The sequence below is a fragment of the Agreia sp. Leaf283 genome, assembly GCF_001422485.1.
Classification (GTDB): domain Bacteria; phylum Actinomycetota; class Actinomycetes; order Actinomycetales; family Microbacteriaceae; genus Agreia.
Map to the genome: position 1 here is coordinate 1 of NZ_LMNF01000002.1, position 14,796 is coordinate 14,796.

Consider the following 14,796-nt stretch of genomic DNA (forward strand, 5'->3'; position numbering starts at 1 on the left):
GCTAGACTACTGGGTTGATAGGCAGGATGTGGAAGTAGGGACTAAAGACCTACGGAGCTGACCTGTACTAATAAGTCGATAACTTGATAACACCCAAAAACTTGCAAAAAAGCACATGCGCTTGCGTCCACTATGTGGTTCTCGATGTACGGTCGAGAACCAAACACACCAACACCCATATTTACGATGGGCGTTGTGTCTGTTTGAAACTTCTAGATAGTTACATCTCTAGTGTTTCGGCGGCCATAGCGAGAGGGAAACGCCCGGTCACATTCCGAACCCGGAAGCTAAGACTCTCTGCGCCGATGGTACTGCAAGGGGGACCTTGTGGGAGAGTAGGACACCGCCGGACTCCTATTACACGAATGGCCACCCCCATAGGGGGTGGCCATTTCGCGTTAACGACCAACACCTCACGCGGCGCGGTTGCTCACAACCGTGTACCGTGTGCGAAGGACCCGACGACTCGTATTCCGAGCGTCTGCGCGTCTTCCAACTACACAGCACGCAAAGAGCACGCCGGCCCCGTCCGCGCGAGGAGATATCCATGACCGATTCATCTGACCGTGGTCCGCAGAGACCAGGACGACGCGACGACTCTCCTCGTCGAAACAACGGTCCCCAGTCCGGCCGGCCGTCGAACTCGGACCGGCCGAAGCGGCAAGACGGTTCCGAGCGTGCTGCGCGCCCCGACCGTCCCGCTCGATCGGGAGGACCCACGGGCTCCGATCGCCCTGAGCGGTCGAGAAGCGACGGAGACCGTCCTCAGCGCGACAGGCCCGTACGCGGGGGTCGTCCTGACCGTGGTTCGGATCGCAAGCTCTGGACCAGCGGAGGCAAGCCTGCCCGCAACGACCGGGACGCTCGCGCCCGCGAAGTCGAGCTGAGCGAAGAGGAGAAGCAGGCTCGGGCGCTTCGCGCCGTGCGCCCGCGTCACGACGATCCGGAGATCCCCGAGGGTGTCACGGCCCGCGACCTCGACAAAGGTGCTCGGAACGAGCTGAAGACCCTGAGCAAGGAGAACGCGGAGGGCGTGGCCCAGCACCTGGCCATGGCTGCGCGATTGATCGAGTCGGACCCTGAGCTCGCGCACCGGCACGCCATCTCGGCGGCTCGGCGAGCAGGCCGCATCGGCATCGTTCGAGAGACGCTGGCCATCACGGCCTACGCGACAGGTGACTTCGCGCTTGCCATCCGTGAACTGCGCACATACCGGCGCATCTCCGGTTCGAACGAGCAGCTGGCACTGATGGTGGACAGCGAGCGAGGCGTCGGTCGTCCTGACAGGGCCCTCGAAGTGGGTCGGTCGGTTCAACGCTCTGAGCTGTCGTCGGCCGCGCAGGTCGCCGTAGCGATCGCCATGAGTGGTGCACGTCTCGACCTCGGCCAGACGGAGGCGGCCCTCGACGAGCTCGACATCCCGCAGCTGAACCCCGACGTCGCATACTCGTACAGCGCCGACCTCTTCTCCGCCTATGCGGAGGTTCTCGAGGACCTGGGCAGGGTCGAGGAGGCCGAGTCCTGGCGTGACCGCGCCGCTCGGGCCGATGCCGCTCTCGGTGACGACGACGGCGACCTCGTCGAGGTGTATGAAGAGGACATCGACGAAGAGGAGATCGTCTTCGATTCCGTCGACGACGCCATTGCAGATTCCAGCGGGGAAGAGAGCGGCGATGAGCCTGTTCGCCCGTCGGAGTCGTAGCGTGGCGACCCCTCTCGATGGAGTGGACGCGGTTCTCGCGGACCTCGACGGCGTCGTCTATCAGGGTCCGAAGGCCATTCCTTTTGCCGTCGAGTCCCTGACCAGGGTCGCCGCAGCGGGCACGAAGATCGGGTACATCACCAACAACGCCTCCCGAACCGATCGGCAGGTCGCAGAGCACCTGTCGAGCTTCGGCCTCGACGTCGCGGCAAGCGACGTGGTGACCAGTCCGCAGGCGGCCGTGCGGCTCCTGGCGGACCTCGTGCAGCCGGGCTCCCTCATCCTCGTGGTCGGCGGCGACGGCCTCGTCGACGAACTGGGCAAAGCCGGGTTCCGCGTGACGCGGGAGTCCGCCGATGAGCCGGCCGCCGTCATCCAGGGCTTCTCGCCCGAGGTCGGCTGGAAGCAGCTTGCCGAAGCCAGCTTCGCGCTTCACCGTGGCATCCCGTGGGTCGCGACGAATACGGACTGGACCATTCCTGTGGCCGGGGGCATCGCGCCCGGCAACGGCACTCTCGTGTCTGCTGTGCACACGGCCGTCGGGCGGCTTCCCGTGGTCGCGGGAAAGCCCGAGGTCGCGATCTTCGAAGAGGCTCGGCGCCGATTCGGGGCGTCGTCGCCGCTGTTCGTCGGCGACAGGCTCGACACCGACATCCTGGGTGCGAACCGGGCGGGAATGCCCGTGGCCCACGTGTTGACCGGCGTCGACACGGCCAAGCAGCTGCTGTCGGCGAAGCCCGACGAGCGTCCACAGTTCATCCTCGACGACCTGCGCGGACTGTTCGAGCCGTACCCGGTGACCACGTTCTCCAAGGACTCGTCGACCGCGACGGTGGGCGGCGCGAAGGTGCAGATCCGCGGCAACGACGTGGTGATCGCGTCGGCCGGCGACAGTCGCACGGACCTGCTGAGGGCCGCCTGCGCGGTCATCTGGACATCGGGCCGCGCGATCTACGGACTTCAGGTGCCGGAGGAGCTCTACGAGGGGTGAGGCGCATGCCGGCGCTACTCTAGAACCTGTGACTGACACCGACCCCGAGACGTCGAACGCACTTCTCTCTCGCCTTCGGGTGATCGAGGAGCAACCTCTCGACGCCCGAGCCGAGGCCTACGTGCAGGTGCACGACGCCTTGCGCGTGCGACTCGAGGGCGGGGACGCCCTTGTCGATGACTGAGTCTCGACTCGACGCCGCTCTGGCCGCGATGGGCCTCGCCCGAAGCCGCACCCACGCGGCCCAGCTCATCGCCGACGGGCTCGTGCGTGTCGACGGGGTCGGCCAGGTGAAGCCGTCATTTCGTGTGGCCGAGGGGCAGGCGCTCACGGTCGACGGCGATGACGGGTACGTCAGCAGGGCGGCGGGCAAGCTTGTGGCGGCGCTGGATGCCTTCCCCGACTTGGCCGTGCAGGGTCGCCTCGCGCTCGACGCGGGTGCCTCGACGGGCGGGTTCACCCAGGTGCTGCTCGAACGCGGTGCGCGCCAGGTGATCGCTCTCGACGTGGGACACGGTCAGCTCGCGCGGGTGATCGCCGACGATCCGCGGGTGCAGGTGGTCGAGGGGTTCAACGTTCGATTCGCCACGCCCGAGACCCTCGGTGCAGCCGCGAGGGTCGACGAGTCGCCGTCGCTTGTCGTCGGAGACCTGTCGTTCATCTCGTTGGCGACGGTTCTGCCGGCACTCCAGTCGGTGGCGACGCCGGATGCGGACTTCGTGCTGCTCGTCAAACCCCAGTTCGAGGTCGGGCGCACGGGCATCAAAGAGGGCATCGTGAAGAATGCCGGACTACGCGGCGAGGCCGTCGCGAGCGTCCTGTGGAGCGCCTTCGACCTGGGACTCGGCACGGCGGGCATCACGTCCTCCCCAGTCATCGGTGCCGCCGGAAACAAGGAGTACCTGATCTGGCTGAGCGCGGTTGTCGGAGGCAATCCGACAGAATGGTTGGATCGCGTGACCAGAATGACGGGAGTCTGAGAATGGTGAACCAGCGCAACATCCTCGTGGTGCTGCACACGGGCCGCCAGGATTCCGTCGATGCTGCGGTGCGGGTCTGCGCCCAATTGCGCGACGCCGGCGTGACGGCGGTGATCGCACCCCAGGAGATCGACGACGTCGGCGCCTATCCCGAGCAGCTCGCCGGCATGCCGGTTCTCGGCATCGATGTCGACATGGCCGATCTCGAGCTCGTGATCGTGCTCGGCGGCGACGGCACGATCCTTCGTGCCGCAGAGCTGGTGCGCGGTTCGGCGGTTCCGCTGCTCGGCGTCAACCTGGGCCACGTGGGTTTCCTGGCCGAGAGCGAACGCGAAGATCTCACCGAGACGGTACGCCGGGCCCTGGCCCGCGACTACCACGTCGAGGAGCGCATGACGCTCTCCGTGCGGGTCAAGGTCGACTCCGAGGTGGTCTACGAGACCTGGGCGCTCAACGAGGCGACGGTCGAGAAGGCCAGTCGAGAACGCATGCTCGAGGTCGTCATGGAGGTCGACGGTCGGCCGATCTCCAGTTTCGGCTGCGATGGAGTGGTCATGTCGACGCCCACAGGCTCGACCGCGTACGCGTTCTCGGCCGGCGGACCCGTCGTCTGGCCCAGCCTCGACGCCCTGCTGATGGTGCCGCTCAGCCCTCATGCGCTCTTCGCCCGCCCCCTCGTCGTGAGTCCCGACTCCGCACTGGCGGTCGAGGTCCTTCCCCGAACGCAGGGCACCGGAGTGCTCTGGTGCGACGGACGACGCACCCACGATCTCCCGCTGGGCGCACGGGTCGTCGTGCGGCGTTCGCCGACGCCCGTGAGGCTCGCGAGGCTTCACCTCGGCCCGTTCTCAGATCGACTCGTGGGCAAGTTCAACCTGCCCGTCACCGGATGGCGAGGCCCGACGACCCGTGATTAACGAAATCTCCATCCGCGACCTCGGTGTCATCGACGACGCGGTTCTACCGCTCGGCGCCGGCTTCACGGCCGTCACGGGGGAGACCGGTGCCGGCAAGACGATGGTCGTGCAGGCGCTCGGTCTCGTGCTCGGCGCCCGGGCCGATTCGGGCACAGTGCGCAGCGGCAGCAAGCAGGCATCCGTCGAAGGGCGCTGGATCGTTCCGGCGACGGGCGAGATCGCGACGCGGGTGCAGGATGCCGGGGGAGACCTCGACCCGCAGGGTGACGACACGGCGGAGCTCATCCTGCTGCGCACCGTGTCGAGCGAGGGTCGCAGCCGAGCCGTCGTCGGCGGCCGCGGAGCGCCCGCCAGCCTGCTCGCCGAGCTCGGAGAGCACCTCATCGTGGTTCACGGGCAATCCGACCAGATGAGGCTCACCTCGTCGACCGAGCAGCGATCGGCCCTCGACCGGTTCGCCGGAGAGACGTTGGCCCGCATCGCGGAGCAGTACTCTGCGGTGTTCGGCCAGGCGCGCGCGGCACGGGCCGAGCTCGCCAGCCTCATCGACGAGCGTGACGAGCGTGCACGTGAGGCCGAGGGGCTGAGGGTCGCCCTCGGCGAGATCGACGAGCTCGGGCCGATCGAGGGTGAAGACCTGGAGCTCGCGGAGAGGGCAGAGAAGCTCACCAACCTCGAGGATCTCCGGCTGGCCGCTGAGGAGTCCCGAGACCTGGTCTCGAGCGAGGCCCTCGACTCCCATCCCGACATCATCGGGCTGCTCGACAGTGCGCGTCGCCAGCTCGAGCGGGTTGCGCCGCACGATGCCGCCCTGCAGCCCATCGTCGAGTCCCTCGCCAGCGCCGGGTTCCTCGTGGCCGAGGTGTCCACACAACTGTCGAGCTACATCGCGTCGCTCGACTCCGACGGGGCGGCCGAACTCGACTCGATCCAGCAGCGGCGGGCGTCGCTGGCGGTGCTCGCCCGCAAGTACGGCCCGGAACTCGGCGACGTCATCCGCTTCGGCGAGGCCGCCGGGCCGAGGCTGCTCGAACTCGACAACGATTCCGACCGTATCGAGCAGCTCAGGGCAGAACTCGACGACCTCGACACGCGGGCGACCGCACTGGCGGCCCAGCTCACCGCCGCACGAACCGAGGCGGCCGCCGCCCTGTCGGCAAGGGTGACCGACGAACTCGCCGCACTCGCCATGCCCACCGCGCGCTTCGTCATCGAGGTGACGGCCCGCGACGAGCTCACCGCCTCGGGCGCCGACTCGATCAGATTCCTCCTCCAGCCCCACGGCGGAAGCACGCCCCGGTCCCTGGCCAAAGGCGCCTCCGGGGGAGAGCTCTCGCGGGTGATGCTCGCTATCGAGGTGGTTCTCGCCGCTACAGATCCCGTGCCCACCTTCGTATTCGACGAGGTCGACGCCGGCATCGGCGGGGCGGCCGCCATCGAGATCGGGCGACGACTCGCCCTGCTGGCGAAGACGTCGCAGGTGATCGTGGTGACCCACCTCGCCCAGGTCGCCGCGTTCGCCACGAACCACCTGACCGTCGTCAAGGATTCGTCGGGCGCGGTGACCGCGTCGAGCGTCACGCAGCTCGACGGCGACGCCCGGGCGGCTGAAATGGCCAGGCTTCTCTCCGGCCTGCCCGATTCGAAGAGCGGCCTCGAGCACGCCCGCGAACTGCTCGATCTTGCGGCTGCCGGGTAGTACGGCTCGTTCGGCGGGCCCGCCGAACGAGATCCACGGGGCTCACCGCCCGCAGCGACTGTTAGGATGAAACTCCGTGGCAGATGGTCAAAATCCCCAGGTCCTTTCCGGCTCGTCGATGGCATCCCAGGCGGGCGCTTCGGTGACCGGCCTCCCCTCGACTTCTAACACCCCGACGAAGCACATCTTCGTCACGGGTGGTGTGGTATCCAGTCTCGGCAAAGGCCTCACGGCCGCCAGTCTCGGCAACCTCCTCACCGCCCGGGGGCTGCATGTCGTCATGCAGAAGCTCGACCCGTATCTCAACGTCGATCCCGGAACGATGAACCCGTTCCAGCACGGCGAGGTGTTCGTGACCGACGATGGCGCCGAGACCGACCTCGACATCGGGCACTACGAGCGCTTCCTCGACATCAACCTCGACCAGGCCGCCAACGTGACGACGGGCCAGATCTATTCGACGGTCATCGCCAAGGAGCGCCGCGGCGAGTACCTCGGCGACACGGTGCAGGTCATCCCGCACATCACTGACGAGATCAAGCGCCGCATGCGCCTGCAGGCGGAGCCGCCGGCCGACGGCTCACCCCGACCCGACGTGATCATCACCGAGATCGGTGGAACGGTGGGCGACATCGAGAGTCAGCCGTTCATCGAGTCCGCTCGCCAGGTGAGGCACGAACTGGGCCGCAAGAACGTCTTCTTCGTGCACGTCTCGCTCGTTCCGTACATGGGAGCATCGGGCGAGCAGAAGACGAAGCCCACCCAGCATTCCGTCGCCGCCCTCCGATCCATCGGCATCCAGCCCGACGCCCTGGTGCTGCGCAGCGACCGGCCCGTCTCGGAGTCGAACAAGCGCAAGATCGCGCTCATGTGCGACGTCGACGAGGCCGCGGTCGTGAACGCCGTCGACGTTCCCAGCATCTACGACATCCCCACCATGCTGCACGACCAGGGGCTCGACGCCTACATCATCGACAGCCTCGACCTCGCCCAGGGCGCAGGCGACGTCGACTGGTCGCGCTGGTCGCCGCTGCTCACGGCGGTGCACGAGCCGAAGCACGACGTGACCATCGGCCTCGTCGGAAAATACATCGACCTTCCCGACGCGTACCTGTCGGTGACCGAGGCCCTCAAGGCCGGCGGATTCGCCCACAAGACCAAGGTCGCCATCAAGTGGATCCCGTCGGACAACTGCGAGACGCCCGAGGGTGCCGCTCGCGAGCTGTCCGACGTCGACGGCATCTGCGTTCCCGGAGGCTTCGGCGTGCGCGGCATCGAGGGCAAACTCGGCGCGCTGCGCTTCGCCAGGGAGAACGGCATTCCCACGCTCGGACTGTGCCTCGGTCTGCAGTGCATGGTCATCGAGTACGCCCGGCACGAGGCAGGCCTCGAGGGCGCGTCATCGAGCGAGTTCGATCCCGACACCGAGTTCCCCGTCATCGCCACCATGGCCGAGCAGGTCGACATCATCGCCGGGGGAGACCTCGGCGGAACGATGCGGCTCGGCCTCTACGAGGCCAACCTGGCGCAGGGATCCATCGTCGAGGCCCTGTACGGCGCTCCCGTCGCGAGCGAGCGTCACCGTCACCGCTACGAGGTGAACAACCACTACCGCGCCCAGATCGCCGACGCCGGCCTCTGGTTCAGCGGAACGTCGCCCGACGACTCGCTCGTCGAGTATGTCGAGCTTCCCCGCGCCGTTCACCCGTTCTACGTCGCGACCCAGGCGCACCCCGAGCTGCGAAGCCGACCGAGCAGCCCGCATCCGCTCTTCCGCGGCCTCGTCGAGGCGGCCCTCGAGCGGCACGAGGCGTCGAGCCTGTTCTCGCAAGACGAAGCCGCATCGATCGGCGAGGTCGACGAGGTCGCCGACCGTGCCTGATCAGCAGCCCGAGCAGGTGCAGGGTCTGCTGGCCGACGATCGCGTCGACCTGCCGATCGTGTCGAGCGACATCGTCTTCCAGGGCAAGATCTGGGATGTTCGGCGCGAGACCTTCGACTACAACGGCCAGCAGATCACCCGCGAATTCGTCGACCACACGGGAGCGGTCTCCGTTCTCGCGGTCGACGACGAGGAGCGCGTGCTGCTGATCAAGCAGTACCGGCACCCCATCCGTGCCCGCGAGTGGGAGATCCCTGCCGGCCTCCTCGACGTCGCCGACGAGGATCCCCTTGAGGCCGCCAAGCGCGAGCTGGCCGAGGAGGTCGACCTGGCCGCCGCATCGTGGAGCGTGCTCTCCGACTACGTGACGACGCCCGGCGGAAACAACGAGGCGATCCGCGTGTACCTCGCGAGAGACCTCACAGAGACCGCTGCCTTCGCTCGTGAAGACGAGGAGGCCGACATCGAGAAGCGCTGGGTGCCGCTCGACGAGGCGCTCGATGCGGTCGTCGCGCGGCGCATCCAGAACCCGTCTCTGGTCGTGGCCGTCTACGCGGCGGCGATCTCGCGATCCCGCGGCTGGTCGACCCTGGGTGCGGCCGATGCGCCGTGGCCCCAGCGCGACGTGCTGCGCAGCTCCCGCCGGCCCTCATAGCCCATGGCGCTCGAGCCGCAGGTGCACGACTATCTGCGCCACCTCACGATCGAGCGCGGCCTGTCGACGAACACGCTCGCCGCCTACTCGCGCGACCTGAAGCGGTACACCGAGTGGCTCGAGTCCCAGGGCGTGTCGGATGCGCGGGTCATCACCGCCGCGCAGATCGGCCAGTTCGCGGGATCGCTGCGCACCGTCGACATCGGTGACGACGCTCCTTCCGAGCCGCTGGCCGCGTCGAGCGTGGCGCGCATCCTGTCGTCCGTGCGGGGACTCCACCGGCATCTCGCCGACGAGGGAGCGGTCGATTCGGACCCGGCCAGAGAGGTCAAGCCGCCGAAGCTCGCCAGCAGGCTCCCCAAGGCCATCACCATCGACCAGATGAACACCCTGCTCGGCGCCGTCACGGGCGACGACGTGCTCGCCCTGCGAGATCGCGCCCTGCTCGAGATGCTCTACGCGACCGGCGCTCGGGTGTCGGAGGCCGTCGGACTCAACGTCGACGACGTCATGGACGACAACGAGATCGTGCGCCTCGTGGGCAAGGGCAGCAAGCAGAGGGTCGTTCCGGTGGGCAGCTACGCCCGTGAGGCCGTGGATGCCTACCTCGTGCGGGCGCGACCGGCACTGTCGGCTCGTGGTCGGGCCACGCCCGGGCTCTTCCTCGGACAGCGCGGCCAGCGTCTCTCGAGGCAGGGAGCCTGGCTCGTCATCCAATCGGCGGCGCGCCGTGCCGGGCTCGAGGCGCACGTGTCGCCGCACACCTTCCGGCACTCATTCGCAACCCACTTGTTGCAGGGCGGAGCCGACGTGAGGGTCGTCCAGGACCTGCTCGGACACTCCTCAGTAGCGACCACTCAGCTGTACACGCTGGTCACGGCCGACACGCTCCGCGACATGTACGTGACGGCTCATCCTCGGGCGCGCTGAGTCGCCTACGCGGCGCAGTGCTGCGGGGCCGGTACAGTTGAGTTCGTTCCGGTGACAGGCTGCCGGGAGGAATGGGAGCAGCGTTCGTGGCGGGCACTAAGAACACCGGTCGGTCCGAGCTTCCGGGACTCGAGACACCGAAGTTCGGTCCCACCGGGCGCCCGCTTCGGGAGTTCCCCGATCCAGCACCGCTCAAGTCGCACGGCCCGGCACGCATCATCTCGCTCTGCAACCAGAAGGGTGGCGTCGGCAAGACGACGACCACCATCAATCTCGGCGCGACCCTCGCCGGCTACGGCCGCCGCGTGCTCGCGATCGACTTCGACCCGCAGGGCGCCCTCTCCGCCGGACTCAACGTGAACACGCATGACGCCCTGACGATCTACGACCTGCTCCTCGGCAGCGCGAAGGACCCGTCGGCCGCCATTCAGCACACCTCGGTCGAGGGCCTCGACGTGATCCCCGCCAACATCGATCTGTCGGCCGCCGAGGTGCATCTCGTCAACGAGGTGGCCCGCGAGACGATCCTCGCTCGAGTTCTGCGCAAGGTCAGCGCCGACTACGACGTGATCCTCATCGACTGCCAGCCGTCTCTCGGGCTGCTCACCATCAACGCCCTCACGGCCAGCCATGGTGTCTTCATTCCTCTCGAGTGCGAGTTCTTCGCGCTCCGCGGTGTCGCCCTGCTGGTCGAGACGATCGACAAGGTGCGCGACAGGCTCAACCCGGCCATCGAGCTCGACGGCATCCTCGCCACGATGTACGACCCGCGCACGCTCCACTCGCGCGAAGTGCTCGAGCGGGTCGTGGATGCGTTCGGCGACGCCGTGCTCGAAACGGTCATCGGCCGCACGGTCAAGTTCCCCGACGCGTCGGTCGCCGGCCGTCCCATCACCCAGTTCGCGCCGGAGCATTCGGCTGCGAAGGCCTACAAGCAGCTCGCCCGAGAACTGGTCGCGCGTGGCGCGGTCGCCTAGCCCCGACTTGCTCGCGGGCGAGAATGCGCCCGCGTTCGAACTCCGCCTCGACAACTTCGAGGGTCCGTTCGACCTGCTGCTCTCGCTCATCTCGAAGCACGAGCTCGACATCACGGACATCGCGCTCAGCAAGGTCACCGACGAGTTCATCGGATTCCTGCGCGGCCTCGACTCCGCAGAGGAGCTCGACCGCGCATCGGAGTTCCTCGTGGTCGCCGCGACCCTTCTCGACCTGAAGATCGTGGGGCTCCTGCCCCAGGGCGAGCTCGTCGACGCCGAAGACGTGGCGCTGCTCGAGGCGCGCGACCTGCTCTTCGCCCGCCTCCTGCAGTACCGGGCGTTCAAACAGGTCGCCGAGTGGTTCGGCGCGAGCCTCGAAGCCGAATCGACCCGGCACGTGAGGCAGGTGCGGCTCGAAGAGAAGTATCGTCGGCAGACGCCCGAGCTGGTCTGGACTCTGACCCCCGACGACTTCGCCGCGCTTGCGGCCCTTGCCCTCGCGCCCCGGGAGATGCCCACCGTGGGACTGGAACATCTGCACGCGCCGCTGGTCAGCATCCGGGAACAGGCCGCCCACGTCGTGACCCTTCTTCGTTCGACAGACGGACCGATGTCGTTCCGCCAGCTGATAGCAGGGATCGCCGAGAAGGGCGTCGTGGTCGCCCGGTTCCTCGCCGTGCTCGAGCTCTACCGGCGCGCGTCGATCTCGTTCGAGCAGATCGAGCCGCTCGGCGAGCTGACGCTCAGCTGGACGGCCGAGTCGTGGACCGAGGAGAACCTCTCTAATCTGGGAGCGGACTATGACAACTGATATCTCGCTCGAAGACATCCCCTCACCCGACGATCCGGTCGCCCCGGCCCCCGTCGTGGTCGCCGACGTCGATCGAGCGCTCGAGGCGATTCTCATGGTCGCCGACGAACCGCAGAGCCTGGTCGCCCTCGCCACGGTCGTGTCACGCCCCGTCGCCGTCGTGCGGCAGGCCATCGAACGACTCGTCGACGACTTCGACGGCGTCGACGGATCGATCAGGCGCGGATTCGAACTGCGTGAGGTCGGAGGCGGCTGGCGCCTGTACGTGCGGGCAGACTACGACTATGTCGTCACCGACTTCGTGTCGACCCAGAACCCGTCGCGCCTCAGCCAGGCCGCCCTTGAGACGCTCGCCGTGATCGCCTACAAGCAGCCCATCTCGCGCGGATCCATCGCGTCGATCCGCGCGGTGAACGTGGATTCGGTCGTGCGTACCCTGCTCGGTCGCGGCCTCATCACCGAGGTGTCGACGGATGCCGAGACGCACGCGATCCTGTACGGCACGACAGACCTGGTGCTGACCCAGCTGGGCCTCAACTCCCTCGACGAACTCCCCCCGATCTCGCCGCTCCTCGCAGACGGCGCGGAAGGCTTTGATGAACGACTTTGACCACGGAACCCCCGACGAAACAGGCATTCGCCTGCAGAAGGTGATGGCGGCCGCCGGTGTGGCCTCGCGTCGCGCATCCGAGGAGCTGATCGCCGCCGGGCGCGTGCGCGTCAACGGCCAGGTGGTGCGGGAGCCGGGGCGGCGGATCGATCCGGCCGTCGACAAGCTGGCCGTCGACAACGTCGCCATCCAGCTCGACCAGTCGAAGCGCTACGTGATGCTCAACAAGCCCGTGGGCATCGTGTCGAGCCTCGCCGACGAGAACGGGCGGCCCGATCTGCGCGAGTTCACCGACCAGTTCGAGGAGCGGCTCTTCAACGTCGGGCGTCTCGACGCGGAGACCTCGGGCCTTCTGATCCTCACGAACGACGGCGACCTCGCGCACGTACTCGCCCACCCGTCATTCGGCGTGATGAAGACCTACATCGCCAAGGTGCGCGGCGCCATGACGCCGCAGACCGTGCAGCGGCTGACGACCGGACTCGAACTCGAGGACGGCCCGATCGCCGCCGACAAGGCTCGACTGCTCGAGACCTCGAACGGGTTCAGCCTGATCGAGATCACACTCCACTCCGGCCGCAACCGCATCGTGAGACGCATGCTGAAAGAGGTCGGGCACCCCGTGGTCGACCTCGTGCGCCGCTCGTTCGGCCCCCTGCACCTCGGCAACCTTCGCGTCGGCGCGACCAGGGAGCTCACCTCGGCCGAGCTCGGCCAGATTCTGACTCTCTCGCGCTCGAAGGATGCGGCCGAGCCGGCCGGTTTTTCCACGGATTTGCCTGACGACTCGTCGGAAGCGGGGGAGTAGGCCATGGCCGAATCCCGTCTCACCGGGCAGGTGCGCGTCGTCGGCGTCGGCCTGCTAGGCACCAGCATCGGCCTCGGCCTGCGCGCCCGAGGCGTCGACGTCATCCTCGCCGACGCGTCGCCCACCAACCTCAGCATCGCCATCGACTACGGCGCCGGACGAGCAGCCGAGGCCGACGATTCGCCGCAGATCGTCGTCGTCTGCGTTCCCCCGGACGTGACGGCGCAGATCGTCGCCGCAGAACTCCTCGCCTACCCCGAGGCCCTCGTGACCGATGTCGCCAGCGTGAAAGTCGCCCCCCTCGAGGAGCTGCGCGCATCCGGTGCCGACGTGACGCGCTACCTCGGATCGCACCCGCTCGCCGGGCGCGAGCGCGGTGGCCCCCTGTCTGGCAGGGCCGATCTGTTTCTCGGGCGTCCCTGGGTCGTGGCCGACCACGGGGGAGTCTCGTACCAGCGCGGCTCGCTGCTCGACGACCTCATTCTCGACCTCGGGGCCACGCTCGTGGAGATGAGCCCCGAGCAGCACGACCTGTCGGTCGCCCTCGTCTCCCACGTTCCCCAGGTGATCTCGAGCGTCATGGCCAGGCGGCTCACCGACGCGCCCGATGCCGCTGTGAACCTGTCGGGCCAGGGTCTGCGCGACGTGACCCGCATCGCGGCGAGCGATCCGGAGCTGTGGGTTCAGATCCTCGGAGCCAACGCCGGACCCGTCGCCGACGTGCTTCGAGACTTCCGCGCCGACCTCGACCGGTTCATCGACGCGCTCGAGCATCCGTCGCAGGGATCCTCGCGACGACGCATCAACGAGGAGCTCGCGGGCGGCAACATGGGCGTTGCCCGCATTCCGGGCAAGCACGGCCTCGACCGGCGGTACTCGTCGCTCGTGGTCATGGTCGACGACAAGCCGGGCGAACTGGCGAGACTGTTCCACGAGATCGGCGAGGCGAACGTGAACCTCGAAGATCTGCGCCTGGAGCACTCGCCCGGCGCCCAGATCGGCCTGGCCGAGATCTCGGTTCTGCCCGAAGCGGTGCAGCGCCTTACCGACGAACTGTCGCAGCGCGGCTGGAGGATTGCAGGATGACCACCCCGGAAAAAGAAAACACGCGGCGCGAGACCGCATCGGATGCCAACAGCGACACGACCTTCGTCGTCGCCGTCGACGGCCCGGCGGGCAGCGGCAAGTCGAGCGTGAGCAAGGCCGCGGCGGCTGCCCTCGGCTACGCCTACCTCGACTCGGGAGCCTGCTACCGGGCGCTGGCCTGGAGCCTGCTCGACCGCGGAGTCGACCTCGAGGACCCGGCCGCCGTTGTCGAGGCTCAGAAGACATTCGACCTGCGTATCGGAACAGAGCCCGCCGACTACTACGTGCGGGTCGGCGAGACCGACGTGACCGACGCCATCCGGGAGCCCCGCGTGACGAACGCCGTGCGGCACATCTCGAAGCTGCCCGAGGTGCGAGCCGGGCTCACCGCGCTGTTCCGCCGCATCATCCGCGCCGCACCGAACCCGGGGATCGTCGTGGAAGGTCGCGACATCACGACGGTCGTCGCGTCCGATGCGCCCGTGAGAATCCTGCTAACAGCGTCGGAAGAGGCTAGAATGGCGAGGCGTTCCAAGGAACTGACCGATCAGAGTGCTGCCGTCGTGGGTGAACAGCTCCGGTCCCGAGATCAGGCCGACTCTCGAGTCGTCGATTTCATGAACGCCGCCGATGGTGTTCTCACCCTCGATTCAACCGAACTCGACTTCGACCAGACCGTTCACGCGGTGGTCGAGATCGTCCACACTCAAACAGCGAGGATCTCGCATGGCCGATAAAAAGGCTCCCA

15 protein-coding genes and 1 rRNA gene are annotated in these 14,796 nt (G+C 67.6%); all 16 read left to right on the forward strand.

What is annotated here, in order from left to right; translation table 11 throughout:
- Positions 1-235 precede the first annotated feature (235 nt).
- Positions 236-352: ribosomal RNA gene (rrf, locus tag ASF51_RS08895) — 5S ribosomal RNA — on the forward strand.
- A gap of 195 nt (positions 353-547) precedes the next feature.
- A complete protein-coding gene (locus tag ASF51_RS08900; RefSeq protein ID WP_235497201.1) occupies positions 548-1,702 on the forward strand; it encodes a hypothetical protein in 1,155 nt (384 codons plus the stop codon).
- Positions 1,674-2,693, forward strand: a complete 1,020-nt coding sequence (locus ASF51_RS08905; RefSeq protein ID WP_055928207.1) for an HAD-IIA family hydrolase — start codon at positions 1,674-1,676, stop codon at positions 2,691-2,693. Before ASF51_RS08900 ends, ASF51_RS08905 begins: the two co-directional genes overlap by 29 nt.
- Positions 2,694-2,721: 28 nt before the next feature.
- Entirely contained in the window at positions 2,722-2,877 is a 156-nt protein-coding gene (locus ASF51_RS19415) for a hypothetical protein (RefSeq protein WP_200920405.1), read from the forward strand.
- The gene (locus tag ASF51_RS08910) at positions 2,870-3,673 is read left to right on the forward strand and encodes a TlyA family RNA methyltransferase (protein ID WP_055928209.1); all 804 of its coding nucleotides are present in this window, start codon (positions 2,870-2,872) and stop codon (positions 3,671-3,673) included. Before ASF51_RS19415 ends, ASF51_RS08910 begins: the two co-directional genes overlap by 8 nt.
- 2 nt (positions 3,674-3,675) lie before the next feature.
- A complete protein-coding gene (locus ASF51_RS08915; RefSeq protein WP_055928214.1) occupies positions 3,676-4,590 on the forward strand; it encodes an NAD kinase in 915 nt (304 codons plus the stop codon).
- Entirely contained in the window at positions 4,583-6,289 is a 1,707-nt protein-coding gene (recN, locus tag ASF51_RS08920) for a DNA repair protein RecN (protein WP_055928217.1), read from the forward strand. Before ASF51_RS08915 ends, recN begins: the two co-directional genes overlap by 8 nt.
- Before the next feature lie 118 nt (positions 6,290-6,407).
- Entirely contained in the window at positions 6,408-8,171 is a 1,764-nt protein-coding gene (locus tag ASF51_RS08925) for a CTP synthase (protein ID WP_055928220.1), read from the forward strand.
- Positions 8,164-8,826, forward strand: a complete 663-nt coding sequence (locus tag ASF51_RS08930) for an NUDIX domain-containing protein (protein ID WP_369797305.1) — start codon at positions 8,164-8,166, stop codon at positions 8,824-8,826. Before ASF51_RS08925 ends, ASF51_RS08930 begins: the two co-directional genes overlap by 8 nt.
- 3 nt (positions 8,827-8,829) lie before the next feature.
- Positions 8,830-9,756 carry a site-specific tyrosine recombinase XerD gene (gene xerD, locus ASF51_RS08935; RefSeq protein WP_055928223.1) on the forward strand — a complete coding sequence of 309 codons (927 nt, stop codon included), beginning with the start codon at positions 8,830-8,832 and terminating at the stop codon, positions 9,754-9,756.
- Positions 9,757-9,827: 71 nt separating this feature from the next.
- Entirely contained in the window at positions 9,828-10,733 is a 906-nt protein-coding gene (locus ASF51_RS08940) for a ParA family protein (protein ID WP_055928227.1), read from the forward strand.
- Positions 10,717-11,544 carry a ScpA family protein gene (locus ASF51_RS08945; RefSeq protein WP_055928231.1) on the forward strand — a complete coding sequence of 276 codons (828 nt, stop codon included), beginning with the start codon at positions 10,717-10,719 and terminating at the stop codon, positions 11,542-11,544. Before ASF51_RS08940 ends, ASF51_RS08945 begins: the two co-directional genes overlap by 17 nt.
- Positions 11,534-12,154: an SMC-Scp complex subunit ScpB gene (gene scpB / locus ASF51_RS08950; protein ID WP_055928234.1), complete on the forward strand. Its 621-nt coding sequence runs from the start codon at positions 11,534-11,536 to the stop codon at positions 12,152-12,154. Before ASF51_RS08945 ends, scpB begins: the two co-directional genes overlap by 11 nt.
- Positions 12,141-12,962, forward strand: coding sequence for a pseudouridine synthase (locus tag ASF51_RS08955; RefSeq protein ID WP_055928238.1), 822 nt, complete (start codon positions 12,141-12,143; stop codon positions 12,960-12,962). Before scpB ends, ASF51_RS08955 begins: the two co-directional genes overlap by 14 nt.
- Before the next feature lie 3 nt (positions 12,963-12,965).
- On the forward strand, positions 12,966-14,048 hold the full coding sequence (locus ASF51_RS08960; protein ID WP_055928241.1) for a prephenate dehydrogenase: 1,083 nt from the start codon (positions 12,966-12,968) through the stop codon (positions 14,046-14,048).
- Positions 14,045-14,785: a (d)CMP kinase gene (gene cmk / locus ASF51_RS08965; protein WP_082479706.1), complete on the forward strand. Its 741-nt coding sequence runs from the start codon at positions 14,045-14,047 to the stop codon at positions 14,783-14,785. Before ASF51_RS08960 ends, cmk begins: the two co-directional genes overlap by 4 nt.
- The last annotated feature ends 11 nt before the right edge of the window (positions 14,786-14,796 follow it).